We start from the raw sequence: 26,190 nt of genomic DNA, 5'->3' as shown, positions 1-26,190 counted from the left end.
AGGATCTGGGCCGATTTGGAGTCGATTTCGTTCATCTAGACACATTGACATTTCTTGTCTTTTTCGTCAAAAGACGATTAGACATATTTTGTCCATATGTCTAATTGACTTAAGTTTCCCAGGAGCCGACATGATCGAAGAAGAGCGTATTCGTGAAGCCGAGCGTGCCAGGCTGCGCGCCCTGGTGAGTGCCGATATCGTTACCGCGCAGCGCCATCACGCGCCGGATTTCCAGTTGATTACGCCGATCGGCGTTGTCCTGTCGCGAGAACAATATCTCGGCGCGATTGCGGCCAGGCAACTTAGATACCTTTCCTGGGAGCCGGAGGAGATCGCGGTACGCGCTTATGGTTCTGCGGCCGTCATCCGCTATCGCTCGCAGCTAGAGGTCATCTTCGGTGGGCATCATGTACCCCTCAGCGGCTACTGGCACACTGACAGCTATGAGTATCAGGACGACCGCTGGGTCGCCGTCTGGTCGCAGGCGACCGCTGTTAACCGGGAATTCGGATGATCTAGCTCGGGCCGCTGCATTCAACGGCAATACCGATATCCGCCCTTCCGCTCCAGCACATCGAGATGCAGGTGGTTCTGGTGGGCGGCGTCGCTGCCTGGTGACAGGACGGTGGTGAAGTGTAGGCAGGCGCCGGCAGTGGCGGTGCGCTGGAAGGCGCCTTCCATGGTGGAGTCCTCGGTCCGTGGCTTCATCTCCAGCTTCTCGCCGTTATCGAGCTTGAACGCGGCGACGTCGAAGGCGTTGCCACGGGCGTGTTCGGAAATCTTGCCGGTCGAGGCGCTGTTGCGCAGGCGGCAGGCGTAGGTGGAGCCGGGCACGAGGCCGGTGATTCTGCGGCCAGGCATGGCGATGTTGAGCGCCGGCTGGACGGTGTCCTTCAGCCAATGCGCCAGGCTGACCGCCGTCTTGCAGCGCATCGTTGCGCCGCCGACCTCGACCCCCGGCAGCACTGTGGCAACGTCGATCGGGCTCTCGATGCCGCAGCCATTGCCTTCGTCGATCGGATCGGTGGCTTCGAATTTCGCGCCGAGCGAGGTGAGTTCGGCAAGGCAGGCCTTCAGCTCTTCGGGATCTTCCTTGACAAGCGGTGGCGGTGGAGGTGGTGGAGGGGCTTCGGCCTTCTGCTCGTCCGGTTGCTTGCCGTCTTCTTGGCCGTCAGGCTTGGTTTCGCTCTGCTTGGTCTCCTCCGGCTTTGCCGCATCCGTTTTGGGCGTCGCCGCCTGGCCAGGTTTGTCAGTCGGCTGCGCCTCGGCGGCCGTCGTGCCTGGCTTTGGCAGGGGCTTCGGAACTTCGGCTTCATGGGCCGGCTCGGAAGCGGTGCCGGGCTGCTCGACAACGGGCGGCGTTTCAGGGGGCTTGGCCGGATTTTCACTCGGCCGGTTCTGCGCCACGGGTGCCGGTGCCTCGGGAACGGCGGGTTTTTCGGCGGGGCGCTCCGCCTGCTGAGGGGCCTCGGTCGGCTTCTCCACCTCTTCAACAGGCTTCGGGATCGGCAGGGGAACGTTTGCTAGCGCCGGCGGTTCGGGAATTGCAGCACGTCCCTGTGATCGCGGGGACGCGCGGCGGCGAGGCGCGCGATCGCGCGATCCGTCCTGCAGGAGGCGGGTCAGGAAGTTCACCTCCACGACGCCGGGCGGGACGTTGGAGTGTTGCGGTATCGGTCTTTCGGGCGGCAACCCGGCTCCGATGATCAGGGGCAGGCCTGCCAGAATAGCGATCCACGGATGCTGCATGCCGTATCCTTCTCGGCTGCGTTTCTTCGATCCTTGCGGGACGCTAAACGCCTCTCTCCGGTTTTGGTCGCATCGCAGCGCCAGAATTCTGTTTCCGGCTCGTGGAAATTTGCTTGCGCGGCTCGAAAACCCCAGCTAACAATTCGGCCCATGATGAATTCGATGACCATTGCTAACTGGTGGCCGGCACGCTCAACGCGGCCTTGACCAGTCATGTCCATCGACAAGACCACAAGCCGCCCGGAACCCGAGGCGGCTTTTTTGTTATCCGCCGCAGGCACCCGGGCAAAGACATTGGAGAGGCAGGACAATGGTAACGATCATTCGGGATGACGGTTCGGAAGTCTACGAGACGAGGGGCGGGATTGCGGTCAGCCGCCAGCGGCGCGCAGCCCCTTATGCAGATGCGATCTCCTCCTATGTCGACAGGCTCGACGAGCGGCGCGGCGCGGTATTTTCCTCCAACTACGAATATCCGGGCCGTTATACCCGTTGGGATACGGCGATCGCCGATCCGCCGCTCGGGATCTCCTCGAATGGCCGCCGGGTGTGGATCGAAGCCTTCAACGGCCGCGGCGAAGTGCTGCTCGGTTTTGTCGCGGACAAGCTGAAGACGGTGGCCGAGTTGACGCTCGGGGCGCGGACGGACCGGCGCCTCGACCTCACCGTCAACGAGCCGACGCGCGTGTTCACCGAGGAAGAGCGCTCGAAGATGCCGACGGTGTTTTCCGTGCTGCGGGCTATCGTCGACCTGTTCCATTCGGAAGCGGATTCGGCGATCGGCCTGTTCGGTGCCTTCGGTTACGACATCGCCTTCCAGTTCGACGCGATCAAGCTTTCGATGCAGCGGCCGGAAGACCAGCGCGACATGGTTCTGTTCCTGCCGGATGAAATCCTCGTCGTCGACCATCATGCGGCCAAGGCCTGGATCGACCGCTACGACTTTTCCAAGGATGGCGTGACGACGCAAGGCAAGGACCAGGAGATCGCGCCCGATCCGTTCCAGCGCAATGACACGATACCGCCGAAGGGCGACCATCGGCCCGGCGAATATGCGGCCCTCGTCACCAAGGCCAAGGAGAGTTTCCGGCGCGGCGACCTGTTCGAGGTGGTGCCGGGGCAGAAGTTCATGGAGCGCTGCGACAGCAAGCCTTCGGAAATCTCCAACCGGCTGAAGGCGATCAATCCGTCGCCCTATTCCTTCTTCATCAATCTCGGCCACCAGGAATATCTGGTCGGCGCCTCGCCGGAAATGTTCGTGCGGGTGTCGGGCCGGCGCATCGAGACCTGCCCGATTTCGGGCACGATCAAGCGCGGCGAGGATCCGATTGCCGACTCGGAACAGATACTCAAGCTCCTGAATTCCAAGAAGGACGAGTCCGAACTCACCATGTGCTCGGATGTCGATCGCAACGACAAATCCCGTGTCTGCGAGCCGGGCTCGGTGAAGGTGATCGGCCGCCGGCAGATCGAAATGTATTCGCGGCTCATCCACACGGTCGACCATATCGAAGGGCGTCTGCGGCCGGACATGGACGCGTTCGACGGCTTTCTCAGCCACGCCTGGGCCGTCACCGTCACCGGTGCCCCGAAACTGTGGGCTATGCGGTTCATCGAGAACCACGAAAAGAGCCCGCGCGCCTGGTATGGCGGGGCGATCGGTATGGTCGGCTTTAACGGCGACATGAATACCGGCCTGACGCTGCGCACCATCCGCATCAAGGACGGCATTGCCGAGGTGCGCGCCGGCGCGACGCTGCTCAACGACAGCGATCCGAACGAGGAAGAGGCAGAAACCGAACTGAAGGCGTCGGCTATGCTGACAGCGATCCGTGATGCAAAGGCCGGCAATGTGGCCAAGGCCGGCCGCGACGTGGCGCGGGTAGGCCAAGGGGTCAAGATCCTGCTCGTCGACCACGAGGACAGTTTTGTCCATACGCTCGCCAACTATTTCCGCCAGACGGGGGCTATGGTTTCGACCGTGCGCACGCCGGTGCCGGAGGAGGTGTTCGACCGCTTCGATCCGGACCTCGTCGTGCTCTCGCCCGGGCCCGGCAATCCGAAGGATTTCGACTGCAAGGCGACGATCAAGCTGGCGCGCTCGAAGGGCTTGCCGATCTTCGGCGTCTGCCTCGGCCTGCAGGCGCTGGCCGAAGCCTATGGTGGGGAACTGAGACACCTGGCGGTGCCGATGCACGGCAAGCCGTCGCGCATCCGGGTGCTGGAGCCGGGCATCGTCTTCTCCGGGCTCGCCAAGGAAGTCACTGTCGGGCGCTATCACTCGATCTTCGCCGATCCGAAGACGCTGCATCCGGATTTCATGATCACCGCCGAAAGCGAGGACGGCACGATTATGGGTATCGAGCACGTCAAGGAGCCGGTTGCGGCGGTGCAGTTCCACCCGGAATCGATCATGACGCTCGGCGGCGATGCCGGCATGCGGATGATCGAAAACGTCGTGGCACATCTGTCGCGGCGGGCAAAGACCAAGGCGGCGTAAGGTGTCGGCCGAAGCCATCGCGATCGACTCTATCCGCGAGGACCATATCGAAAGCTTCCACAAAGCGCTCGACACGGTCTCGCGCGAGCGGAAATATCTGACCTTCCTGGAGGCGCCGCCGCTCGAAAGCGTGCGGACATTCGTGCTCGACATGATCGAGAACGGCCATCCGCAGGTCGTCGCCGTTGCCGGCGGCGACGTAGTCGGCTGGTGCGACATCCGCCGGTATCCCCAGCCGACGCATGCCCATTGCGGCACGCTCGGCATGGGCATCATCCCCGGCTATCGCGAAAAGGGGCTCGGCACGCGGCTGATCCGCGCCGCGGTCGGGCAGGCCCGAGACCGCGGCTTCCACCGCGTCGAACTGCATGTGCACGCCGACAACCTGCGCGCCATCGCGCTCTATGAAAAGGTCGGCTTCGTGCGCGAGGGCGTGGCGCGCGATGCGGTGAGGATCGACGGGCGGTACATCGACAGCATCGGGATGGCGGTGATATTGAGTTGAATGGTTAGCGCGCAGCTTTCTCAATCAAAGCAAACAATTGATTTAGCGTATTATCATCTGGTTTCTTTACAAAGATACTCCTGAACGTGAGTTTCATCTCAGGCGAGTATAAAAAGTAAGCTGCGAGATGAGCTAACAATTGATTTGTGTATTTCACTCTAGCTGAAAACTCGCGCAGCGCATGAATATCGAGGGCTGATTTATCCGTTCCAACGAATGTTTTCCACGGCACTAGCTTTGAGACGGTGGGAGAAATCACTTTCCCAGTGTCATCGCGCGGACCTTCTTGATATACCTCTATCCAATGGACAATTTTATTCCGCATAATATCGAGCCTCTCGATACGCTCTCGGACTTCTTGCCAAAAAGGCATGGCTTCGGTGGCCAATGGCTGGATCAAATCTCCCACTAAAACTAAACGAGATTTTGAATTTAACATGCCAGATGCGATGGAAATGGCCTGTTCATGTGGTATTTTCAGTAATATTGAAATTATCGCAATATAATTGTGCTCCATTGCTATATAATTTTCGATAGCGTCAAGCCGCGCCGCTTTGAATGCAGGTATCTGAACTTGTTCTTGTTCCATAATTCAGTTTAGCGAATCTCAAGGCAAATCAACAGAGACCTTTTTTTGACAATGGGTGTCATACTGGTACGAAACGGTAGCCACTTACGAGGAAAGCTTCTCGCACGTCTCCGTGAACAGTTTCTCGCTCAAAAAATCGACCAGCACCCGCACTTTCGGCGACAGGTGCCGGCTGGAGGGCCAGAGGAGGTGGAACTGGCCAGGGGCGTTGAGGTGTTCGTCGAGGATCGTCCGCAGCCGGCCGTCGGCGACGGGTGCCCTTGCCAGGAAATCCGGCATGCAGCCGATGCCGAGGCCGGCGATGACGGTGCTGCGCAGTGCCTCCATGTTGTTGCAGGTGAGCGCCGTGTGCAGGTGCGGCTCGGCGCCTTCGGGCGGCAGGGTGATCGGCAAATCCTGGATCTTGCGGCTGTTCGGATAGCGGAAACGGATCGCCAGATGGCCATCGAGCTCGCGCGGGCATTCGGGAGTACCGTGGCGTTCGAGGTAGGAAGGCGCGGCGCAGAGAAGCATCTGGAAAGGCCTGAGTGTCCGTGACATCAGCCGCGAATCCGGCAGGTTGCCGCTGCGGATCGCCACGTCGACCTCTTCGTCGATCAGGTCGACGACCCGGTCGTTGAAATCGAGATCGAGTTCGATCTCCGGGTAGCGCTCGACGAATTCCGGCAGCACCGGCAGCAGAAGATGATAGGTGACGATCGGCACGCTGACCCTGAGTTTTCCGCGCGGCACGGCGATGGCGCTTGCCAGCGAGGCTTCGGCATCGTTCAGCTCGTCGAGCACGCGGCGGCAGCGTTCGTGGAATAGCCGGCCTTCTTCGGTCAGGCGCAGGCTGCGCGTCGAGCGCTGGAAAAGCCGGACGCCGACATCCTTTTCGAGATTGGTGACGGCCTTGCCGACCGCCGAAGCCGAAAGACCGAGCACCCGGCCGGCTGCGACGAAACTGCCGAGATCAGCGGTGCGCACGAAGGCCGTCAATCCACCCAGGCGATCCATAACCATCTCCCATTCGAGCGTTTTCTTCCGTCATGTAAGGAACAGACGGAGGATTTTCTAATCATTGTGTCAAAACTATCTTGTGTTGGTCAATCGATACCCTTCCGGCCGGATCGGTTTAGGTGACGGCTTCTCCCAGGCCGCCAGCCTTTCCTTTTGCTCCAAAACAGCGGAATCTCCGATATGAGAGACAACACACATGCTGCAACGCCAGCCGGACGGCTGTTCGTTCTGTTCGCAGTCTGCTGCGCGGCGGCCGCCATGCCGCTCACCTTCACCGGCACGGCCGTCGGCCTGCCCGCCATCAGCCGGGCCCTCGGTGGCAGTCCGATTGCCCTCAACTGGGCCACCAATGCCTTCATGCTGACCTTCGGCAGCACGCTGATGGCCGCCGGCGCGCTCGCCGACAGTTATGGGCGCAAGCGAATTTTCCTGAGCGGCCTCGGTATCTTCGCGCTATTTTCGATCGGTCTCGCCTTCGCGGGCGATATCGTCTGGTTCGACGTGCTGCGGGCGCTGCAGGGCATCGGCGCGGCGGCCGCCTTTTCCGGCGGCATGGCGTCGCTCGCCCAGGAATTCGACGGCGCGGCGCGGCTCAGGGCTTTCAGCATCGTCGGCGCCAGTTTCGGCATCGGGCTCGCCTTCGGGCCGATCGCATCGGGATGGATGATCGCCATGTTCGGCTGGCCGGCAATCTTCATGCTGGTCGTCGCGCTGGCGGCGGTGGCGCTCATACTCGGTGCAATCTTCGTGCGGGAATCGCGCGATCCGGACGCGTCCGGTCTCGACTGGAAAGGGGCGCTCAGTTTCACCGCGGCGCTGACCGCCCTAACCTTCGGCGTGCTGCAGGCGCCGGAAAGCGGCTGGGGCGATCCGCTTGTCATCGTCATGCTTCTGGCGGCAGTCCTGCTTTTCCTCGCCTTCGGCCTGATCGAACGGACCGTGGCACGGCCGATGCTCGACCTCACGTTGTTTCGTTATCCGCGTTTCGTCGGCGTGCAATTGCTGGCGGCGGCGCCGGCCTATGCGTTCGTGGTGCTGCTCATCCTCCTGCCAGTGCGGTTCATCGGCATCGAAGGCATGGACGAGATCGCTGGCGGGCGGATGATGATCGCGCTGTCCGGGCCGCTCCTCGTCCTGCCGATCGCCGCCGGACTGCTGACGCGCTGGTTCGCGCCGGCGACGATTTGTGGCGCCGGCCTTGCGATTTCGGCGGTCGGCCTGTTCTGGCTCAGCCAGTTTCCGGTGGGCTCCGTGCCAGTGGCGCTGATTGCGCCGCTCTTGACGATCGGCGTCGGCATCAGCCTGCCCTGGGGCCTGATGGACGGTCTCGCCGTCAGCGTCGTGCCGAAAGAAAGAGCCGGCATGGCGACCGGCATTTTCAGCACCACGCGGGTTGCCGGCGAAGGTGTGGCGCTTGCGGTGGTGACGGCGGTACTTTCGGCGCTCACCAGCGCGAACCTCGGCAGTGGCGCCGGCGACCAGGCGGGCGCGATTGCCCAACGGCTGGTGACCGGCGACCTGCGGGATGCGGCGGGACTGGTGCCGTCGATGGGGCAGGCGGCCCTGCTGCAGGGTTATAGCCACGGGTTCTCCTCGCTCCTGTGGCTGCTGACCGCGATCACGGCACTGACGGCGGTCGTAGTGTTCCTCTTCCTCGGGCGGGGAGGTGAGACAGCGGAGGATATCGCGGAGGAGGCGGAACTGGCCGCGGTTGCCGCGACGCGATCCGACGAGACCTGACTACGCCAGCCGGCCCTTTGACAAACGCCCTTTGACAAACAGGTTCATCTGCGCCATATGCAGGCCATCCGAAACCGCCGCAGCGAGACCATCTCGCTGCGGCGGTTTCGCCGTTTTGGGCCTTCGGTCCTGCAAATCATTCGCACGCGCAAAAAGGAAGACATCGTGGCGAGGGAAGTCAAAATCGTCGAGCGGCTGGCCTTCTGGGGCATGCCGCTGTCGCTCGGCGTCATGTCCTTGAAGATGCTGGCCTGGTGGGTGACCGGTTCCGTCGCGCTGCTCTCGGACGGGCTGGAATCCTTCGTCAATGTCGCCGCCGCCTTCATCGCCTATTTCGTCATCCGCTATGCGCAGCGGCCGGCAGACCACGACCATCAGTTCGGTCATCACAAGGCGGAATATATCTCGGCGGTCGTTGAAGGCGGGTTGATCATCGTCGCGGCATTCCTGATCATCAGTGAGGCCTGGGACGGGCTGCTCGCGCCGAAACTGCCGGATGCGCCGGTGCTGGGCCTTGCGATCAACGGACTGGCAGCGGTCATCAATGCCGTCTGGGCGACGACGCTGATCCGGATCGGCACCGCCCATTATTCGCCTGCAATGGCAGCCGATGGCCAACACATCATGTCCGACGTGGTGACTTCGGCCGGGGTCTTCGTCGGCCTCGTCCTCGCTGTTGCTACGGGATACGCGATACTCGACCCAGTGCTCGCCATCCTGGTCGCGATCAACATCCTCTGGCAGGGCTACAAGGTGATCGCCCATTCCATCGGCGGGCTGATGGATCGGGCGCTGGAGCCGGACGAGGAGGCGGCGGTGCGCGAGGCGATCGCCACCCATTCGGTCGGCGCGCTTGGTGTCCACGACTTGAAATCGCGCCGGGCGGGGGCGGCTGTCTTCATCGATTTCCATCTGGTCGTGCCGGCTGGCATGAGCGTCGCAGAAGCGCATGCGATCTGTGACCGCTTGGAAGATGCGATCAAAGCGAGTATTGCCGGCGCCACATTGGCAATCCATGTGGAGCCCGAAGGCGAGCGCGCCCATGGACAGAAAGTAGACGTTGAAGGAACAGGCAAATGACGATGACCGATGTCACAGGGCTCTCGCAGCTCGGATCTCACGTGGAAGCCCCGCAGAGCCCCGAAACCGCGGTTCTCGAAAAGGTGCCGAACGGCAACCAGGGCACCGATTACGTGGTGCGCTTCACCGCGCCGGAATTCACCTCTCTCTGCCCGATGACCGGCCAGCCGGACTTCGCGCATATCGTCATCGACTATATTCCGGACGGCTTTTTGGTGGAGTCGAAGTCGCTGAAACTATTCCTGCATTCGTTCCGGAACCACGGCGCGTTCCATGAGGACTGCTCGATCTACATCGCCAAGCGGATCGTCGATCTGCTCGCCCCGAAGTGGCTGAGGATCGGCGCCTACTGGTATCCGCGCGGCGGCATTCCGATCGACGTGTTCTGGCAGACGGGCGAGGCGCCGGCAGGCGTGTGGCTGCCGGAGCAGGGGGTCGCGACGTATCGCGGGCGTGGGTGAGGCGCGACGGCTTGCCGGCAAAACGCTCCAGTGGAGCGTTTTGAGCGCCAGGCGAGCGCATTCCGGCGTAGAAAACCGGCCCTCCGCCCGCACATCGAGGAAAGGCCCGGCGGCTTAGCCACCGTAGACCACTCACACATCCATCGAATCGTCGCTGCCCATGTCGCTGTTGTCGAAATCCGGCTGGTCGTCGGAAAAGTCGTCGTTGCCGTAATCGGCCTGCTGCAGGCCGGCATTAGATCCGGAATTGTCGGCTGGGTCATTGGTGTTGGCGGCTGTGCTGTCGTTACCGGAGGCTTGGCGCACCGCATCATCCCCGAAATAGTTGTTGTTGATGACGGTTTCCTCGACGGGACCGTTGCCGCTGCCGAAAGGGTTGCTGCCGGCAAGCGGCGAGCCCAAGCCGAGGGAGTTCATGTGGCTGCCGAAAATGCCGGAGAGCGAATTGGCGAGCAGCATGCCGCCCGCGACGCCGGCTGCGGTGCCGAGCGCGCCGCGCAAGAAGCTGCCACCACCGGCTGACGGAACCGACGTCTGGCCGCTCCAGGAGGCGGCAGGCGGCTGGGGCGCGCGATAACCGTCATCATAGTCGCTGCCGGTGCGGTAGTTCTGGCGTGGGGCGCTACCCCATGGGCCGGACGAGGGACCTGCCTGGGGCGCTTGCTGCGGACCGGGACCGGTTCGAAGACCGGGCTGCGGGGCGGGGGATTGCTGGGCCTGGCCAGTGCCGAAGATCGAACTCAAGAACCCGCCGCTCTGTTCGGCACGGTGATGATCGCTCGTCTCTGCTTCAAGCTGGCGGACGCGGTCTTCCAGTTCCTTGATGTGGTTGGAGGCGGCTTCCAGGCCCTTTTCCTGCACGATGACGGCCTGTGCCAGGTAGTAGGTGGCGTAGGGCTGTTCGCGGGTGGCCTGGTCGATGAGGGTTTCGGCGTCGCGGTCGCGCGGGGTGGCTGCGGCGGTGCGGACGCGGTCGAAAAGGGCGGTCAGGAGCTGGCGTTCTTCGGGTGACATGCTTGCCTCCTTGGGGGCGTTTGCCGTGGACAAGAAGGTAGGCAGGGATTCCGGCATTTCAAAGCCGGGATCCCTTACATTTCGGTAATCTTGGCTCGTGACCGGGGCTCAGGCGAAGGCCAGCGACAGGCCGAGAAGCGCGGTCGCGGCGCCGAGGATACGGGCGATGTAAGGGCTGACGCGGGCAATGCCGAGGCCGAGCGCGATGCCGGCTGCATGCAGGAGGGCGGTGGCGATCATGAAGCCGATGCCGAACTGCAAGGCACCTGCCGAGCCGAGTTCGCCGCCATGGGCGTGGCCGTGGAACAGCGCGAACACGCCGACGACGGCAGCTGCCGCCGAAACCGGCAGCTTCACGGCCGCTGCGACGAGCAGGCCAAGGCCTATCACCGAGGCGAGGATGGCCGGTTCGACGAAGGGGAGGCCGATGCCGCCGAGTGCGAGCAGGAAGCCGGCGGCCATGGTGCCGACGAAGGCCAAGGGAATTTGCCACAGCGCATTGCGGCTGCTGTCGCTAGCGATCTGTGCCGCCCACAGGCCGACGGCGACCATGACCAGGATATGGTCGGCGCCGAAAAGCGGATGGGAGAAACCGGCGAGGAGCGATCCGTGTTCTGCCGGATTGAGATGCGCGAAGGCAGGTGCGGTGGCGGCGGCAAGAATGGCAGCGGCGAGCGAAAGGCGTTTCAGCATTTGGTTCCCCTGGAAATTATGTGCATGCGGAATGACTGCGAAGATAGGCAAGCGCTTTGTGGCTGTCCATCGGCAATTGCCGCGACAGAAGGCTCGGTACTACGTCATTCACCTTAGTCCGTGGAAGGTACCGTCTTAGACTCTACGCTCCATTGTTTTACGGCGGCGAACACATTATGTCCGGTATATGAATCTGATGCAGGAGACTCTCAGCGTGCTCGACGACGAAGACGACAAGGACGACAAGACCAAGGAACTGCCGCTCGGCAAGGAAACGGAAGCGAATCTTTTCAAGTCGCGTTCGATCTTCATTTATGGAACGATTACCCAGGAACTGGCGCAGAAGGTCAACACGCAGCTCGTGGCGCTTGCCGCCGCCAGCGACGAAGACATCCGCGTCTATGTGAGCTCGCCCGGCGGCCACGTGGAATCGGGCGACTCGATCCATGACATGATCAAGTTCATCAAGCCGAAGGTCTGGATGATCGGTACGGGCTGGGTCGCATCGGCCGGCGCGCTGATCTACGTGTCCGTTCCGAAGGAGCGCCGCATCTGCTTGCCGAACACCCGCTTCCTGCTTCATCAACCGTCCGGCGGCACCCGCGGCATGGCATCCGATATCGAGATCCAGGCCCGCGAAATCATCAAGATGAACGAGCGGCTGAACAGGATCATGGCTGAAGCCACTGGCCAGTCGGTCGAGAAGATCGCCGCCGACACGGACCGCGACTACTGGCTGTCCGCCGAAGAAGCCAAGGTCTACGGCCTGGTTTCGAGGATCGTGACGTCGCAGAGCGAAATCTGATCGCTCTGCGCCATTTGAATTTGAAAAGCCCCGCCGGTTGCCGCCGGCGGGGCTTTTTGTTGTTTGCGGCTTGCGTTACCGCAGATGGCGTCCGCCGGACCAATCCGGCCGCTTTCCCGTCTGCGGTTCAGGCGACCTGCGGGCGCCAGGCGATGACGCCTTCGGTGCGGGCGCGGACGTCGGGCGCGGCAAGGCAGGTGGCGACGGCTTCGTAACCCGGGGCGCCCGGAATGGGCGCGACGCGGCTCGGCGGGTTGTGGTTGGCGGGGCAAAGGATGATCGCCTCGTCCGGTCCGATGGCGCCGAGATCGAGGATCGCCGAGGAGCGGGTCATGATGAAGAGCGGGCGGGCGCCGGGACCGCGATTGCGCAGATAGGCCGAGATCGCCTCCTGCGATGGCTGGTCCAGACCCTGCTCGATCATGTCGACGACCGGGATGCGGGCCGCGTCAGCTTCGATCGCGACGAGGAGGGCGATGAGGGCAGGCGTCACGGCTGCGCCTTCCTCGACGAGCCAGGCGAGCGCCTGCTCGACGCGCTGCTTCAGCGCCGGATCGGTTTCCATCGGTGCCCGGGCCTCGGCGGCATCGTTGGCGGCGCGATCGAGGTCGACGAAGACCGCGCCCGGCAGATGTTCGGCGATCGCCCGGGCGAACCGGGTCTTGCCGCTGCCGAGCGGGCCGATGACGTAGTTGAGCGGTCTTATATCCCTGAGCTCGAAGCGTTCGCCGCACCAGGGCCAGGGAAGGTCGAAAGCCGCGACGATCTCGGCCGCCGGCCGCGCCAGCCGCGTCAGCTCATGCAGCCGCGGCGGTTCGCCGGCGGCAAGGCCCGCGCGCAGGTTGCGGACTTTTTCGACCGTCTCGGCGATCCGGCGGGCTTCCGTTTCAAGCCGCGCCTGATGGGTGGCCAGCGCTGTAGCAAGGTCCTGCGCCTCACGTTTCAGCACCCGCGCCACCTGTGCGAGGCTGAGGCCAAGGGCTCGCAATGCGGCGATCTCGCCGGCGCGGGCCATTTCGACAGGCCCGTATGTTCGCCATCCGGCCGCGGTGCGCACCGGGGCGATCAGGCCGCGCTGTTCATAAAGGCGCAGCGCCTTCGGGGATATGCCGAGCCGTTCGGCGGCGTCGGACGGATTGAGGTAGCGTGCGGAAGAACTCAAGGAATCACCTCGTCGGTTGTTGACCGCTCCTCCTATCGGGGCAGCCCCAGGGGCCGGGTCAACAGGTGTTTTGTGAGGTTTCGATTTTTTCCGGCGGCAGTTCGCTCAGTCGACCAGCGCCGCCGATGACGCGAACCGGGAATGGTTGCCGGCCTCCCAATCGATCGCGAACGTGATGAACTCGTTGGCAGGCATCGGCTTGGCGAAGACGTAACCCTGCAGGGTCTGGCAGCCGAGGCTGCGCAGGATGTCCACATGGGCTGCCGTCTCCACTCCTTCGGCAACGATCTCAATGCCCTGCGAGCGACCGATCTCGATAATCGAGGCGACCAGCCGGCGCTGCGAGCCGGCGGCTTCGAGCGGGGCAATCAGCTTGCGGTCGATTTTCAGCCGCTTGGGCCCGAGTTCGATAAGGCTGACGATCGAAGCGTGGCCGGTGCCGAAATCGTCGATCTCGATATCGATACCAAGCGCCTTGAGGCTGAGGATGGCGGACCTCAGCTCCTTGTCCTGATCTTCGAAGGAGATCGATTCAAGAAGTTCGAACGACAGGGTCCCAGGAATGATCGGCAGGTCGGCCAGCCGTTTGAACAGCCTTTCGTCCTTCAGGCGCTGCGCCGAGATGTTGACGGAGAGATGCGGGATGTCGAGCCCTAGCGCACGCCATCTCACCGACTGGAAGAGCGCCTTTTCAAGGATGATCGCATCGATATCGGCCGACCGGTGCAAGCTCTCGGCGATCGCCAGGAAACTGTCCGGCGCCAACAGGCCGCGTTTGGGATGCTGCCAGCGCGCCAGCGCCTCGACGCCGACGATAGCGAGCGAATGCGCGTCGAATTGCGGCTGGAAGAAGGGGATGATCTGGTCGCCTTCGAGCGCTGTCAAGAATTCGTCGGACATGCGCTTGCGCAGCACCACTGCCGAACGCAGTTCCTTGGAGAACAGCTCGACGCGGTTGCGGCCGCGCTTCTTGGCCTCATAGAGCGCGATATCGGCATTGATCAGCAACTGGCTCAGTTCCTCGCCGGCTGCGGTCTGGCATGCGATGCCGGCGCTGCAGCCGATGCGACATTGATGCCCGTCGATATCGATGGGGCGGGCAAGCGTGCTGACGATCGACTGGGCGAGATATTCGGCCCGGCGTTGCGGCTCCGCGCCCCCGGTCACGACGACGAATTCGTCACCGCCTATACGCGAGGCGAACTCGTCGTGGTCGATCAATTCGAGCAGGCGGGACGTGGTGGCCTTCAGGACCGCGTCGCCCGCCGCATGGCCGAGCGTGTCGTTGACTTCCTTGAAGCGATCGAGATCGATGTGGATGAATGCCAGCCGGTGACCTGCAGCCTGTTTCTCCCCGGCAGTCATGAACTGGTCGAGGAAGCGCCGGTTCGGCAGGCCCGTCAAGGCGTCGTGCAGCGACTGATGTTCGAGCGTGCGCCTTGCCGAACGCAATTCGTCGTTCTGCAACTCGGCCTTCGTCTGGGCCTGCCGCAGTTCGGAATGCAGCGTGACGTCCCTGGTAACGTCCCAATTGGCGCCGACGACCCGCTTGACGCCGCTCGCGGTCCGGTAAGTGGCGCCGTGTGCACGGATGTGGCGAACCTGGCCGTTGCCGGACATGACGCGGAACTCGGTGCGGTAGCTCGTTTCGTTCTTGAGCGCGTCGCGGAAGTACGCTTCGGCGGCTTCCACGTCGTCGGGATGCAGCGCATTGCGCCAGTCCGCGTATTCGCGAGCCGTGCGGTCCGGGGCAGAGTCGTAGAGCTCGCGCATGCGCCCGTCCCAGATCAGAGTATCGGTCGAAGGCTCATATTCCCAGACGCCGACGCCCGAGGCCTGGAGCGCCAGTTCGAGGCGCTGGGATAGCGTTTCCAGCTGTTCCTCGCGCTGCTGCAGAGTGAGAATGTTACCGTGGCGCTGCTTCATCAACAGGCCCGCCCAGAGGAGCGGCGCGGCGATGCAGAAGGCGATCAGAAGGGCGGTGACCCGGAAGCCGAACATGTCCAGCGGCGAGCCCTCCCATCCGCCCTTCGGGACTGCTGCGAGATACCAGGTGTCGTAACCGAGCTCGATCCTTGATTTGACCGGGTCTTGCGAAAATATCGCAACGTTTCCGAGGAAGATGTCGCGCTCGGCGGGGATGGGCCGCTGCGAGATTGCGATGTCCAGCGTCTGTCGCTGGGTATTGACATTGCTGTCCGTATAGAGCCGATCGAGATCGATGACAGCCGAAACGACACCCCAGAACCGGCCATTGGCAAGCGAGAAGACCGGATAGCGGGCAATCAGCCCCTGGCCGCCCTGCACCAGATTAACCGGGCCGGTGATGACGAGTGTCCGTCGCTCGACGGCTCTCATCACGGCATCCCGCTGCAGCTCATTGGTGCGGTAGTCGAGGCCGATGGCCTTTTTGTTCGGCTCTTCGGGATAGACCAGGCCGACTACCAGGTCCTTGGCGGCGACAACATTGCGCAGCTGTGACGGAACGTCGAAAACCCGCTCTGAAAGCGCCGTGAATTGGGGTTGGTTGATGTTCGGATTGGCGGCAATGGCGGCGACCAGTCCGTAGATCAGATTGACGTTGCCATGAATATTGGTCTCGAGGCCTGCGGCCACTTTGGCGAGCTGTTCAGCCGCCTTGACCTGCTGCGCTACATGGTACTGTTCGCGTTTCTCGATATCGGCACGGACCACGCCGACCAGCAGGCCGGCGACCGCAAGGATGGCCGGGAAAAAATAGCCGAGGCCGAAGAACTGAAGACGAGATGATTTCGATTTCGAGAGAAATGGCAGCGAGGTCATGGAGATTTCCGATGGTGTCCCCCACTGTCGCCGACAAAATTTAAGATTGTCTAATTTACCTGCGTATCAACTACGCAACGATGTGCTGAAGAGGCACAAATTTTTCGTTTGTACGGAAATGGGACCTCGGCCGTGCCTATGCGGGGCTGATCCGGTTCCTGCCGGCACGCTTGGAACGGTAGAGGCCGTCGTCGGCCCGTTTCAGAATGTCCTCGGAGGAGGCATCCGCCGACAGAAATTCGCTCAAGCCGCCGCTGATCGTGGCGTGGTGGCCAAGCGTCTCCCGGACCTCGGTTGCGACGCGCTGGCGCAGCCGGTTGGCGATGACGATGCCGTGCTCCTGCCGGGTGGCGGGCATGACCACGACGAACTCATCGCCGCCGAGGCGGGCGAGAAAGTCGGTCTTGCGCAATTCCAGGCGACAGACGCCGGCAATTGCTTTCAGAACCGCATCGCCCATCGCATGTCCAAGCTCGTCGTTGACGGTCTTGAAGTGGTCGATGTCGAACATGAAAACGGATGTCGGGATATGCTCGTCCCGGAAAAGCTCGAACTTCAAGGCGAGCACGTCCATCAGCTTGCGGCGGTTGAAGAAACCGGTCAGCGCGTCGGTCTCGCTCTGATGACGCAACTGGTTTTCGACGGCGTTCTTTTCCGTGATGTTGCTGGCGACCCAGACGATCGCATCCTCGCCGTCGACCTGGAAATCAAGCGCCTGCAGGCGACCCTCGAACCAGATCGGATGTTCGGGGCCGTCGTTCTGCAGCCCCTTCACGTCGCTGCCGGAGAGGCTGTATTCGATGATATGCAGGGCACGCGAGGCGAGCGCCTTTTCGATCTCTCGCACGAAGCGTTGCGCCTTCTCGACGACGAGGACGTCGTAGAGGCTCTTGCCGACGAGATAGCTACCCTCATGATAATAGCGCGTGTCCTGGCCGCCGAAGAGCGCGGCATAACGGCCGCTGCGGGTGAGGACGAAACAGGGATCCGGGAGCGCCGACAGAATGAAATAGAGCTGATCGCGGGAAAAGGCGGTTTCCCGTCCGATCTCGATACTTGGCGCTTGGTGAGCTGGCGATGCCGTCATTGAGTTCCCGGGGGCGTTCGATGCGATCCGAGCTTCGTGGCCGGATCGACCGGAAGCAACGGGCGCACAGTTCCGAGACTATCGCCAAACTCCTTCGAAATTATCAACAGATGCGAATATTCGCATGCACGAACAAAGGACGGTTGCTCGCGGCCCGGCAAAGCCGAATGGCTGACTGCAGCCATGGCTTTCCCACTCGGCCGTACCCTTTTGCGGCAAACGCGCCTTGCCTTTGCGGGGAGGCTTATGTTCGATTGCGGACTTTCAAGCTCACGAGTCCCGCCTGCATGATCAAGGATTTCTCCGTCTCGGCCCTGATGATGGGGCTGCTCACAGCCTTTGTCGGCTTTATCAGCTCGTTTGCCGTCATCATGCAGGGGCTGCAGGCGATGGGTGCGACCGCGCCGGAGGTCGCCTCGGCTCTCCTGGCTCAATCGATTTCGATGGGCTTGCTGGCGATCGTGTTCTCGAGTTGGTATCGGATGCCGGTCAGCATCGCCTGGTCGACGCCGGGCGCAGCGCTTCTATCCGGCATCAGCGTGATCGAGGGCGGGTTTCCGGCCGTTGTCGGCGCCTTCGTGGTCTGCGGCGTGCTGATCATTCTTTCCGGTCTGTTCCGGCCGCTCAGCCGGGCGATCCGGCTGATCCCGGCGCCGCTTGCCAATGCCATGCTTGCCGGCATTCTCCTGAGCCTCTGCCTCGCACCTGTGAAGGCCGTCGCCTTCAATGCGGCGCTCGGCCTGCCGATCGTGCTGACCTGGATGGTCGTCGTTTCCAGATGGCGCCTCTGGGCGGTGCCGGCCTCGCTCGGCGCGCTGATCCTTGTGCTTGTCTTCGGTGTCGATCTTCCCCCGGACGCGATGGCGCAGATCGGTCAGGCGATCCATCCGAGCCTCACCTTCGTCACGCCGGTCTTCACCCTGCATGGGGTGATCTCGGTGGCGCTGCCGCTCTTCATCGTCACCATGGCCTCGCAGAACATACCCGGCATGGCGATCCTGAGGGTGCATCATTACGAGCCGCCGCCGGGTGTGATGTTTGTCGGCACCGGCATCTTCTCGATCCTCGGCGGGCTGGTCGGCGGTGTTCCGGTCAACATGGCGGCGATCACGGCGGCGATGTGCGCCAGCGAGGACGCCAATCCCGATCCGGCCAGACGCTACTGGGCGGCGATCGTCGCCGGCTTCGGTTATATCGTGTTCGGCCTGATCGCCGGGGGGATCATCGCCTTCGTGTCGCTGGCTCCGCCGATCCTGCTGCAGGCGGTGGCGGGCCTCGGCCTCGTCGGCGCCTTTGCCAATGCGGCGTTTGCGGCCTATCGCGACCCGGAGACCCGGGAGGCTGCGGCGATCACCTTTCTCGTGACGGCATCGGGCCTCTCCTTTGCCGGGATTTCCGGGGCCTTCTGGGGCCTCGTCGCCGGTGGCGTGATGATGACGCTGCAGCGTTTTATCCAGACTCTGAAAAAGTAGAGGGCACTTGCGTCATTCGGGACACGCGGCTATACATCCTGCCCATGACCATGACAGGCGCAATCATGTCCGACCGTTCGTCTATCCGCCGCACCGCGGCCGGGACGATGGTCTTTGCGCTTTCCTCGCTTCTTAGCCTCGACCTTACGCGCGGTTGCCGGGTCCGTTGAGGAGCGCCCGGCGGCCGAAAGCCCGCCCGGCATAAGAGCTCCTCTCACGAACATTCAAGACCGAGCCACAAAAGACCGCTAAAGGTCCGCATCGACGACGGCCAATTCCCCAGACGGATGCCGAGCGACGCGTGAAGCGAGAAGAGACGACGACAATGGACGCCAAGACTCATTCCCCCAAATCCGGCCCGAAATCCGGAATGCCCGATGCGGCAGTGAAGTATCGCGCTTACCCGACCATCAACATTCCCGACCGCACCTGGCCTTCGAAGGTCATCGACAAGGCGCCGATCTGGTGTTCGGTCGATCTGCGCGATGGCAACCAGTCGCTGGTCAACCCGATGGGCCATGACCGCAAGGCCCGCATGTTCCGCATGCTGCTCGACATGGGCTTCAAGGAGATCGAGATCGGTTTCCCGTCCGCCTCGCAGACCGATTTCGACTTTGCCCGCTGGTGCGTGGAAGAGGGCGGCGTGCCGGAAGACGTGTCGATGCAGGTTCTGGTCCAGTGCCGGCCGGAGCTGATCACTCGCACTTTCGAATCTTTGGAAGGCGCCCACAAGCCGATCATCCATTTCTACAATTCAACCTCCGAACTGCAGCGTCGCGTGGTGTTTGCCAAGGACGTCGCCGGCATCAAGCAGATCGCGGTCGATGCGGCCAAGATGATCACCGACATGGCGGCCAAGGCTGCCAATGGTGCAAATGGCGGGTTTCGTTTCCAGTATTCGCCGGAAAGCTTCACCGGCACCGAACTGGAAGTGGCGTTGGAGATCTGCAATGCGGTCACCGAGGTGATCAAGCCGACTGCCGAGGACAAGCTGATCCTCAACCTGCCCTCGACGGTCGAGATGGCGACCCCGAACATCTATGCGGATCAGATCGAATGGATGTGCCGAAATCTCGACAACCGCGAAAACATCATCATTTCGCTGCATCCGCATAACGACCGCGGCACCGGCATTGCCGCGACCGAACTCGGCCTGATGGCAGGTGCGGATCGTGTCGAGGGCACGCTGTTCGGCAATGGCGAACGCACCGGCAATGTCGATGTGGTGACACTCGCTTTGAACATGTACACGCAGGGTATCGATCCGGAACTGGATTGCTCCGATATCGAGCGGATCAAGGCGGTCTACGAATATTCCAACCAGATGGTCATTCCCGAACGCCATCCTTATGTCGGCGAACTGGTCTACACGGCCTTTTCCGGCTCGCATCAGGATGCGATCAACAAGGGCATGAAGGCGATCAAGGTCGCCAATCACCCGGTCTGGGAAGTGCCCTATCTGCCGATCGACCCGCGCGATGTCGGCCGTTCCTACGAGGCGATCATCCGCATCAACTCGCAGTCGGGCAAGGGCGGCATCGCCTACATCCTGGCGGAGGATTACGGCTTGAACCTGCCGCGTAACCTGCAGGTCGAGTTTCGTGAGGAAATCCAGCGGATCACCGACGAAGAGGGCGTGGAGCTTCCCGCCAAGCGCATCTACGAGAGCTTCATCGAGCGCTACGTGGAACAACCTGGCGCACGGCTGAAATTCGTCGACCACCACACCTATCCGGCAGGCGCCGACCATAAAGGCATCCGCATCGTTGCAGCCGAGATCATCGACGGCGGCGAGGTGAAGCGGATCGAAGGCAAGGGCACGGGGCCGATCGACGGCTTCATCAACGCGCTCTCGACCTATCTCGGCATCGAGCTGTCGGTCGCCGACTATTCCGAACATTCGCTGCAGCACGGCTCGAACGCGTCCGCCATCGCCTATGTGGAGATGGAGCACCCGAACGGAAAACTGTTCGGCGCCGGCATCAACAAGAACATCGTCGCGGCTTCGCTGGAGGCGATCGTCTCGGCGGCGAACCGGGTGCTGGCGGCGCGGTGAACGCTTTGACATAGTCCGCGTATCAAAAGAACAGGCCGCCCGAAATCAAGCGGCCTTTTTTGATTGTGGAAGGTGGTCATTCGGTGCTGAGCATTTAGGTGACGAAAGGTGGCGCATGCCTTTGCGTCCTAGCTCAACCTGATGCCGCGATAGAGTTGGGGATACCCGTAGGCTGCGTAGATTGATGATGCATATTCCACGGCATCGTCACGTGTTCGAAAGCGTTTGATAGGGCCTCTCCAGGTCGATGAGCACCAATACACGATATGGTAGCCTGCTCGGCCTTCACATCGAACAGTCACGATGATGAGAATTGGTAAATCCATGCTTCGTTCTCCTTTGATTGGAGAACAATTCATCGCGAATGGTTGCCGGCACCAATCTGGTGTCAGGGAGGTGTCAACTCGATCGCCCGAAGGGCGGCACATTTTCCGAGTCTCAAATGCTTAGCCTGAATTGAGCAGAATAGTCGGATGCACTTTCGGCTAACAACCGCCCTAAATCAACCCCGCCGCCTTTGCCGCGATATCATCCAGATCTGCCGCAGACGAGGGGCCGACGACCATGTAGGTGGCGAGCGGCGTGACCCAGGAGACGAGGCCGGTATCGTTGCGGATTTCCTCGATCGAGCGGTTACCCTCGGGCCGGGCCTTGGTGAAGGAAATGGCGATCACGTCGCCGTCTCCATCGCCGTCGGTGCGCCGGTAGAGAAGCTGGCCGACCGGCGCGCCGCCAGCGGCAAACAGGCGGGCACCCTGGAAGGTCAGGCCGCTGTCGCTGAGATCGGGGATACGAAAACCGACGCCGGTATTGGTGGTCAGCCATTCGAGGATATCGGCTGGCCTTTCGGCGGGGATTTCGGCGAGATGATTGGTCTGGCGCGCATAGAGGCGGTAGTGGGCGATGATATCGTCCAGCCAGTCGCGGCTGCTGGTGCCGGGAATGGAAATCATCGAAAACTGCGGAGCCGCCGGGTTGCCGCCGACCATATAGCCGATACCGCCGCCGAACACGAAAAACAGGGCGCAGGCGGCGACCGCCTGCAGGCCGGACGGTTTGAAGGAAAGCGTCGGGCGCGGCCCCTGCGGCAGGCGTATGGCCCGGCGCGGCAGCGGTGCATTCTTGATGGTGCGCACCAGATTGAGCGGAACCGGTTCCTTCAGCATATCGTCAAACGCGCGCCGGCCGAGATCGGCCCCGCGCTTCAGGGCATCTTGCAGGGACCGTGCCTGCGGATCGTTGACCAGCAGTTCCTCGACATCGTGCCGGTCCTGCTCGTTGATCTGGCCATCGATATGGGCGGAAAGCCGCAGTTCGAGCGACGACGGATGGGGGATGTTCATCCTCACGCTCTCCGCTCGCTCGTCTGGGCGGCGGCGGTCGCCAGGCTAAGACGTGCAGCGCAAAGACGGGTGGCGAAGAGATCCGGCTGGATGCCGAGGATGGCGGCCGCCTCGGCATAGGCGAACCCCTCCACGTCGGCGAGCAGGAAAACGCTTGCCAAGCCGTCCGGCAGGCAGACGAGGGCGGTCGACGGACGGGAGTTTTCGGCCGGGGAGGTATCGTCGACAGCATGGATTTCGGCGCGCCGGCGCTTCTTGGATTCGTCGACGAAGGTGCTGCGGATCATGCTGAAAAGCCAGCTTTCCAGCCGGCCTTCGCCCTTCCAGTGATGGCTTTTCTGGATCGCCCGGCCAGCCGCTTCGCGAACCAGGTCATCGGCCTCGACAGCACTTCCTGTCAGCGTCAGCGCAAAACGGCGCAGGCGCGGCAGGAGCGCTACGAGATCGCGCCGAATGTCGGTCGATGGGCTCGATTGGGTCATGGATAGGAGCGGCTTACCTGTGATTTACTGCAATAACCGGAACGAAGTAATAGCTATGACGAGATTGTGGCGATTCCGCAACAATCGCGCCATTGATTCTACAACATTCTCGCGACTTGCGGAATCGACATCGTCGCCGGCTCTTCACCATAGAGGAGGCGGCTGTTGTCGAGCGCGACACCGTCGCCCCATTCCGTCAGGCCGTAGCGTTCGCAGAGCAGGTTCCAGGCGCCGGCTTCGCCGGAAAGCGTGAAGAGGTTATAGGCGGCGCGCGGCTTGTGTCCGCCGGGCCCCTGGGAGGCCGATGCGATGCCGACCACCGGCACGTTGCCGCTATGACTTCGCAGCCAGTACAGCGTGTTGAGATGCGTATGCCCGTGCAGCACCAGTTCGGCGCCGCCGGTGGAGATCGCGGCTGCGAACCGCCGGATGCCGAGCATGCGCTTGTGCGAGGAGGCGGCGCCTCGGATCGGGGGGTGGTGGATCAGCACGACCCGGAAGAGACCCTCATCTCCCGCTTTCTTCAACAGATTGACCGTCTCGCGCGCCTGCCGCGAGCCGTAATAACCGGACGCCGAAAAGGGCAGGGTGGCATTGGAGGTCGAGCAGCCGATGATGGCGAGCGGTCCGCGCCGGCGCAGCGTCGGGAAGATATGATCCTCCTCCGGCCATTCAGCCGGGTCGTCGTCGCTCTTGATGAAGGGGTACCATTCGTTGACCGACTTGTCGTGCGCGCCGGGTACATAGGCGTCGTGGTTGCCGGGCACCACAGTCGTATCATAGGGGTCGCCGATGGTGCGCAGCCACTCGCCGGCAAGCCGCGTCTCGATCTTCGTCGCCAGGTTGACGAGATCGCCGGTGATGACCAACTGGTCCGGTTCGCGCGTCTTCAAATCGCTCAAAAGCAGGTCGAGCGTGTTGACGAAAAGGTGCTTGCGCCGATTGCGGTGCCAGTTCACAAAACCGGTGATCCGCTTCGAGAAAAGCTCGCGAAGCGTCAGGTTTGGAAGCGGCCCCAGATGGATGTCGGAAATATGCGCGAATTTGAACATGGCGCACACATAACGCATGAGCGCAGAAATCGTTATCGATTTTCTGGGCGCTCCCGGAGTTATGAATGAGCGGCGAAGGGGTGCCGGAAATCCGCAGTTGGCGCACCCGGATCGTCGTCTGGCTGCTCCACCGCGTCTTCATGCTGACGCGCGGCATGACGCTTGGCGTACGCGCCGCCTGTTTCGACGCAGAAGGCCGCATCTTCCTCGTTCGCCATACCTATGTGCCCGGCTGGTACATGCCGGGCGGCGGCGTTGAGCGCGGAGAGACGGTGCTCGATGCGCTACGCAAGGAGTTGCGCGAAGAGGGCAATCTGGAAATCCGCGGAGAGATCGCGCTTTTCCACGCCTACTACAACCGCAATGCCAGCAGGCGTGACCATGTGCTGTTCTATCGGGTGACCGTGGAGCAGACGAAGCCGCGTGCGCCGGATCGGGAGATTGCCGAGAGCGGGTTCTTTACGCTCGATGCGCTGCCGGAGGAGACGACCGCGGCGACACTGCGGCGGTTGCGGGAGTTGAAGGACGAGGTGAAGCGGGCGGATTATTGGTGAGGGTCGTGGGGTGCCCCTCATCCGCCCTGCCGGCACCTTCTCCCCGTTCTGACGGGGAGAAGGACAGATGCCGCACCGTCTCATCCTATCCTAAACGCTTTGGTTTGAGGGAGACTGGGGAGCTTGCCGCTTGCCTCCTTCGCCCCGCTTTGCGGGGAGAAGGTACCGGCAGGCGGATGAGGGGCAGATGCGTCTCGGTCAAGCCGCTCGCTTCACCTTCTCCCGCCCATGCGGCGCGTCGAGGTCCACTACCGGGCCGACGGGGACGATGCCGGTAGGGTTGATGGTCTTGTGGCTCTCATAATAGTGGTGCTTGATGTGGAACAGGTTGCAGGTCTCTGCGATGCCGGGTTGCTGATAGAGATCAGCGAGATAGCCGGACAGGTTCGGGTAGTCCGCGATGCGGCGGATGTTGCACTTGAAGTGGCCGACATAGACCGGATCGAAGCGCAGCAGCGTGGTGAACAGGCGCCAATCGGCTTCAGTCGTGGTGTCGCCGAACAGGTAGCGGCTGCCTGAGAGGCGCCTTTCCAGCATGTCGAGCGTCTCGAACAGGCGGGCGACGGCACCCTCATAGGCGTCCTGGGCAGTTGCGAAACCTGCCTTGTAGACGCCGTTGTTGACGGTGTCGTAGACGACCGCATTGAGTTCATCGATTTCGCCGCGCAGCGCCTGCGGATAGAAATCCGCCGTCGAGCCCGTCAGGCCGTCGAAGGCGCCGTTGAACATACGGATGATTTCCGAACTCTCGTTCGAGACGATGGTGTTCTCAAGCTTGTCCCAGAGGACGGGCACGGTGACGCGGCCGGAATAGTTCGGATCGGCCTTCAGGTAGACCTGGTAGAGATAGTCCGAGCCGAACAGGTCGTCGCCGGTGGCGCTGTCGCGTTTCTTGAACTCCCAGCCGTTCTCCAGCATCAGGTAGTCGACGACCGAGACCGAGATCAGGTCTTCGAGCTTCTTCAGCTTGCGGAAGATCAGGGTGCGGTGCGCCCAGGGACAGGCATAGGAGACGTATAGGTGATAACGCCCGGCCTCAGCCTTGAAGCCTTGCTTGCCGGTGAGACCGGCGGAAGCATCCGCGGTCACCCAGTTGCGGAACTGCGATTCGGCGCGCTTGAAATGGCCCTTGTTTTCCTTGGTGTCGTACCAGACGTCCTGCCATTTTCCTTCGACGAGCCTGCCCATGGTTATCTCCTTGGATTTTCCTTGAGGGGATAGATACGGCACTGTCCGCCGAATGCGAGGCAGGATTTTATGAACGGTGTGTTTTTGCGTTGGACGCGGGAAATTTTTCCTGCTAATTCGCTTTCCGGATTTTAAGGATACTTTCCTCTATGACCGAAGTGCGGACACTGCGACGACGCTGATCATCGACCACGACGCTAGAACAAGCGTCATCGATATCCCTTGTCCTGTCCGCTCTTTATCCTACGGCTTCGGTCCATCCATGTCTCAGCACAACGTTCTCTACAAGCACGACCTCGTTTACCTCACGGAAGATACGTCTCACGACGAGGTCATCGAACTGATCAACGCGGAAGCCTTCGGCCCCGGCCGGCATACCCGCGCCGCCGCCCGCATCCGCGAGCAGGGGCCGCATGACCGGACGCTCTCCTTCGTCTGCGCCGACGATGGCGAAACGATCGCTTCGGTCAGGATGACGCCGGTCTATGCCGGTTCGGTGAAGGGCCATCTGCTCGGGCCGCTTGCGGTCCGGCCGTCGCACAAGAACCGGGGCATCGGCCGCGAACTGGTGCGGATCGCCATCGAGGCGGCAAGACGCAAGGGTTCGGAAGCGGTGATCCTGGTCGGCGACCCGCCCTATTATGGCCCGCTCGGGTTCGAGAAGGTTGCCTACGGTGCCCTGGAATTCCCGGGGCCTGTCGATCCCGGCCGGGTTCTGGTCGTGCCGATCGCAGCCGACGTGCATGCCCGGCTCAAGGGCGTCATCGGCTGGCGCGGATAGGCCATTTCCTTTAAGCAGATGATGGATCGGTCGGTGAAAGCCGGCTGGAGGTGTCGTCGAAGCGAGGGACAGGCGG

24 protein-coding genes are annotated in these 26,190 nt (G+C 62.2%); 11 read left to right on the top strand and 13 right to left on the bottom strand.

Annotated features, from left to right (window positions below):
* Positions 1-130 precede the first annotated feature (130 nt).
* Complete coding sequence (locus RG540_RS12715) at positions 131-514, top strand: nuclear transport factor 2 family protein (RefSeq protein ID WP_080724931.1); 384 nt, start codon at positions 131-133, stop codon at positions 512-514.
* A 20-nt stretch (positions 515-534) separates the two neighbouring features.
* On the opposite strand, the gene RG540_RS12710 is transcribed toward RG540_RS12715, so the two are convergent.
* Positions 535-1,749, bottom strand: coding sequence for an extensin family protein (locus RG540_RS12710; RefSeq protein ID WP_080724930.1), 1,215 nt, complete (start codon positions 1,747-1,749; stop codon positions 535-537).
* Entirely contained in the window at positions 1,707-2,060 is a 354-nt protein-coding gene (locus RG540_RS32380) for a hypothetical protein (protein WP_151043417.1), read from the bottom strand. Before RG540_RS32380 ends, RG540_RS12710 begins: the two co-directional genes overlap by 43 nt.
* Between RG540_RS32380 and RG540_RS12705 the strand changes: the two genes are divergently transcribed.
* Together RG540_RS12705 and RG540_RS12700 are read left to right on the top strand one after the other, a co-directional pair.
* Positions 2,060-4,249: an anthranilate synthase gene (locus tag RG540_RS12705; protein ID WP_038588418.1), complete on the top strand. Its 2,190-nt coding sequence runs from the start codon at positions 2,060-2,062 to the stop codon at positions 4,247-4,249. The two genes, RG540_RS32380 and RG540_RS12705, sit on opposite strands and share 1 nt — an antisense overlap.
* Before the next feature lies 1 nt (position 4,250).
* Positions 4,251-4,754, top strand: coding sequence for a GNAT family N-acetyltransferase (locus tag RG540_RS12700; protein ID WP_038588415.1), 504 nt, complete (start codon positions 4,251-4,253; stop codon positions 4,752-4,754).
* A gap of 4 nt (positions 4,755-4,758) precedes the next feature.
* On the opposite strand, the gene RG540_RS12695 is transcribed toward RG540_RS12700, so the two are convergent.
* Positions 4,759-5,343, bottom strand: coding sequence for a hypothetical protein (locus tag RG540_RS12695; RefSeq protein WP_038588413.1), 585 nt, complete (start codon positions 5,341-5,343; stop codon positions 4,759-4,761).
* Positions 5,344-5,427: 84 nt separating this feature from the next.
* Positions 5,428-6,339 (bottom strand): LysR substrate-binding domain-containing protein, encoded by a 912-nt coding sequence (locus RG540_RS12690; RefSeq protein ID WP_038588411.1) that lies wholly within the window; start codon positions 6,337-6,339, stop codon positions 5,428-5,430.
* Positions 6,340-6,522: 183 nt separating this feature from the next.
* Here RG540_RS12690 and RG540_RS12685 point away from each other — a divergent pair, with 183 nt between their 5' ends.
* The 3 genes from RG540_RS12685 to queF all read left to right on the top strand — a co-directional run bounded on the left by RG540_RS12685 (position 6,523) and on the right by queF (position 9,623).
* A complete protein-coding gene (locus RG540_RS12685; RefSeq protein ID WP_051909378.1) occupies positions 6,523-8,082 on the top strand; it encodes an MFS transporter in 1,560 nt (519 codons plus the stop codon).
* 210 nt (positions 8,083-8,292) lie between these two features.
* On the top strand, positions 8,293-9,162 hold the full coding sequence (locus RG540_RS12680; protein WP_244446677.1) for a cation diffusion facilitator family transporter: 870 nt from the start codon (positions 8,293-8,295) through the stop codon (positions 9,160-9,162).
* Positions 9,159-9,623, top strand: a complete 465-nt coding sequence (gene queF, locus RG540_RS12675) for a preQ(1) synthase (RefSeq protein WP_038588408.1) — start codon at positions 9,159-9,161, stop codon at positions 9,621-9,623. The genes RG540_RS12680 and queF overlap by 4 nt, the downstream gene beginning before the upstream one ends.
* Positions 9,624-9,755: 132 nt before the next feature.
* Here the strand turns inward: queF and RG540_RS12670 are convergent, their stop codons facing one another.
* Together RG540_RS12670 and RG540_RS12665 are read right to left on the bottom strand one after the other, a co-directional pair.
* Entirely contained in the window at positions 9,756-10,637 is an 882-nt protein-coding gene (locus RG540_RS12670; RefSeq protein WP_038588406.1) for a DUF2076 domain-containing protein, read from the bottom strand.
* A 108-nt stretch (positions 10,638-10,745) separates the two neighbouring features.
* Positions 10,746-11,330, bottom strand: a complete 585-nt coding sequence (locus RG540_RS12665; protein WP_038588403.1) for a HupE/UreJ family protein — start codon at positions 11,328-11,330, stop codon at positions 10,746-10,748.
* 214 nt (positions 11,331-11,544) lie between these two features.
* Between RG540_RS12665 and RG540_RS12660 the strand changes: the two genes are divergently transcribed.
* Positions 11,545-12,135 (top strand): ATP-dependent Clp protease proteolytic subunit, encoded by a 591-nt coding sequence (locus tag RG540_RS12660; RefSeq protein WP_244446555.1) that lies wholly within the window; start codon positions 11,545-11,547, stop codon positions 12,133-12,135.
* Between the two features lie 127 nt (positions 12,136-12,262).
* Here RG540_RS12660 and RG540_RS12655 read toward each other — a convergent pair whose 3' ends face one another.
* The 3 genes from RG540_RS12655 to RG540_RS12645 form a co-directional block, all read right to left on the bottom strand.
* The gene (locus tag RG540_RS12655) at positions 12,263-13,297 is read right to left on the bottom strand and encodes a MerR family transcriptional regulator (RefSeq protein ID WP_038588400.1); all 1,035 of its coding nucleotides are present in this window, start codon (positions 13,295-13,297) and stop codon (positions 12,263-12,265) included.
* A 105-nt stretch (positions 13,298-13,402) separates the two neighbouring features.
* Entirely contained in the window at positions 13,403-16,099 is a 2,697-nt protein-coding gene (locus RG540_RS12650; protein WP_051909376.1) for a bifunctional diguanylate cyclase/phosphodiesterase, read from the bottom strand.
* A gap of 136 nt (positions 16,100-16,235) precedes the next feature.
* The gene (locus RG540_RS12645) at positions 16,236-17,186 is read right to left on the bottom strand and encodes a GGDEF domain-containing protein (RefSeq protein WP_046601342.1); all 951 of its coding nucleotides are present in this window, start codon (positions 17,184-17,186) and stop codon (positions 16,236-16,238) included.
* Between the two features lie 287 nt (positions 17,187-17,473).
* Here RG540_RS12645 and RG540_RS12640 point away from each other — a divergent pair, with 287 nt between their 5' ends.
* Both RG540_RS12640 and leuA read left to right on the top strand, forming a co-directional pair.
* Entirely contained in the window at positions 17,474-18,658 is a 1,185-nt protein-coding gene (locus RG540_RS12640; RefSeq protein ID WP_038593683.1) for a benzoate/H(+) symporter BenE family transporter, read from the top strand.
* A 325-nt stretch (positions 18,659-18,983) separates the two neighbouring features.
* The gene (leuA, locus tag RG540_RS12635; RefSeq protein WP_038588397.1) at positions 18,984-20,714 is read left to right on the top strand and encodes a 2-isopropylmalate synthase; all 1,731 of its coding nucleotides are present in this window, start codon (positions 18,984-18,986) and stop codon (positions 20,712-20,714) included.
* A 497-nt stretch (positions 20,715-21,211) separates the two neighbouring features.
* On the opposite strand, the gene RG540_RS12630 is transcribed toward leuA, so the two are convergent.
* The 3 genes from RG540_RS12630 to RG540_RS12620 form a co-directional block, all read right to left on the bottom strand.
* Entirely contained in the window at positions 21,212-22,057 is an 846-nt protein-coding gene (locus tag RG540_RS12630; RefSeq protein WP_038588394.1) for an anti-sigma factor family protein, read from the bottom strand.
* A gap of 2 nt (positions 22,058-22,059) precedes the next feature.
* Complete coding sequence (locus tag RG540_RS12625; protein ID WP_038588391.1) at positions 22,060-22,539, bottom strand: RNA polymerase sigma factor; 480 nt, start codon at positions 22,537-22,539, stop codon at positions 22,060-22,062.
* A 98-nt stretch (positions 22,540-22,637) separates the two neighbouring features.
* Positions 22,638-23,591, bottom strand: a complete 954-nt coding sequence (locus RG540_RS12620; protein ID WP_038549459.1) for a metallophosphoesterase family protein — start codon at positions 23,589-23,591, stop codon at positions 22,638-22,640.
* Positions 23,592-23,656: 65 nt separating this feature from the next.
* Between RG540_RS12620 and RG540_RS12615 the strand changes: the two genes are divergently transcribed.
* A complete protein-coding gene (locus tag RG540_RS12615) occupies positions 23,657-24,145 on the top strand; it encodes an NUDIX domain-containing protein (RefSeq protein WP_038588388.1) in 489 nt (162 codons plus the stop codon).
* 198 nt (positions 24,146-24,343) lie between these two features.
* Here the strand turns inward: RG540_RS12615 and RG540_RS12610 are convergent, their stop codons facing one another.
* Positions 24,344-25,333, bottom strand: a complete 990-nt coding sequence (locus RG540_RS12610) for a glutathione S-transferase family protein (protein WP_038588385.1) — start codon at positions 25,331-25,333, stop codon at positions 24,344-24,346.
* Between the two features lie 262 nt (positions 25,334-25,595).
* Here RG540_RS12610 and RG540_RS12605 point away from each other — a divergent pair, with 262 nt between their 5' ends.
* Positions 25,596-26,114 (top strand): GNAT family N-acetyltransferase, encoded by a 519-nt coding sequence (locus RG540_RS12605; RefSeq protein ID WP_038588382.1) that lies wholly within the window; start codon positions 25,596-25,598, stop codon positions 26,112-26,114.
* Positions 26,115-26,190 lie beyond the last annotated feature (76 nt).

The organism is Neorhizobium galegae bv. orientalis str. HAMBI 540 (genome assembly GCF_000731315.1).
Taxonomy (GTDB): domain Bacteria; phylum Pseudomonadota; class Alphaproteobacteria; order Rhizobiales; family Rhizobiaceae; genus Neorhizobium; species Neorhizobium galegae.
This window is presented reverse-complemented; position numbering and strand designations above follow the sequence as displayed.

What these genes read in the sequence shown, in the direction of transcription:
- RG540_RS12715 (WP_080724931.1), top strand. Translation starts at nt 131, where the DNA reads ATGATCGAAGAAGAGCGTATTCGTGAAGCCGAGCGTGCCAGGCTGCGC.
- RG540_RS12710 (WP_080724930.1), bottom strand. Translation starts at nt 1,749, where the DNA reads ATGCAGCATCCGTGGATCGCTATTCTGGCAGGCCTGCCCCTGATCATC.
- RG540_RS12705 (WP_038588418.1), top strand. Translation starts at nt 2,060, where the DNA reads ATGGTAACGATCATTCGGGATGACGGTTCGGAAGTCTACGAGACGAGG.
- RG540_RS12695 (WP_038588413.1), bottom strand. Translation starts at nt 5,343, where the DNA reads ATGGAACAAGAACAAGTTCAGATACCTGCATTCAAAGCGGCGCGGCTT.
- RG540_RS12690 (WP_038588411.1), bottom strand. Translation starts at nt 6,339, where the DNA reads ATGGATCGCCTGGGTGGATTGACGGCCTTCGTGCGCACCGCTGATCTC.
- RG540_RS12685 (WP_051909378.1), top strand. Translation starts at nt 6,523, where the DNA reads ATGAGAGACAACACACATGCTGCAACGCCAGCCGGACGGCTGTTCGTT.
- RG540_RS12680 (WP_244446677.1), top strand. Translation starts at nt 8,293, where the DNA reads ATGCCGCTGTCGCTCGGCGTCATGTCCTTGAAGATGCTGGCCTGGTGG.
- queF (WP_038588408.1), top strand. Translation starts at nt 9,159, where the DNA reads ATGACGATGACCGATGTCACAGGGCTCTCGCAGCTCGGATCTCACGTG.
- RG540_RS12670 (WP_038588406.1), bottom strand. Translation starts at nt 10,637, where the DNA reads ATGTCACCCGAAGAACGCCAGCTCCTGACCGCCCTTTTCGACCGCGTC.
- RG540_RS12665 (WP_038588403.1), bottom strand. Translation starts at nt 11,330, where the DNA reads ATGCTGAAACGCCTTTCGCTCGCCGCTGCCATTCTTGCCGCCGCCACC.
- RG540_RS12650 (WP_051909376.1), bottom strand. Translation starts at nt 16,099, where the DNA reads ATGACCTCGCTGCCATTTCTCTCGAAATCGAAATCATCTCGTCTTCAG.
- RG540_RS12645 (WP_046601342.1), bottom strand. Translation starts at nt 17,186, where the DNA reads ATGACGGCATCGCCAGCTCACCAAGCGCCAAGTATCGAGATCGGACGG.
- RG540_RS12640 (WP_038593683.1), top strand. Translation starts at nt 17,474, where the DNA reads ATGATCAAGGATTTCTCCGTCTCGGCCCTGATGATGGGGCTGCTCACA.
- leuA (WP_038588397.1), top strand. Translation starts at nt 18,984, where the DNA reads ATGGACGCCAAGACTCATTCCCCCAAATCCGGCCCGAAATCCGGAATG.
- RG540_RS12630 (WP_038588394.1), bottom strand. Translation starts at nt 22,057, where the DNA reads ATGAACATCCCCCATCCGTCGTCGCTCGAACTGCGGCTTTCCGCCCAT.
- RG540_RS12625 (WP_038588391.1), bottom strand. Translation starts at nt 22,539, where the DNA reads ATGACCCAATCGAGCCCATCGACCGACATTCGGCGCGATCTCGTAGCG.
- RG540_RS12620 (WP_038549459.1), bottom strand. Translation starts at nt 23,591, where the DNA reads ATGTTCAAATTCGCGCATATTTCCGACATCCATCTGGGGCCGCTTCCA.
- RG540_RS12615 (WP_038588388.1), top strand. Translation starts at nt 23,657, where the DNA reads ATGAGCGGCGAAGGGGTGCCGGAAATCCGCAGTTGGCGCACCCGGATC.
- RG540_RS12610 (WP_038588385.1), bottom strand. Translation starts at nt 25,333, where the DNA reads ATGGGCAGGCTCGTCGAAGGAAAATGGCAGGACGTCTGGTACGACACC.
- RG540_RS12605 (WP_038588382.1), top strand. Translation starts at nt 25,596, where the DNA reads ATGTCTCAGCACAACGTTCTCTACAAGCACGACCTCGTTTACCTCACG.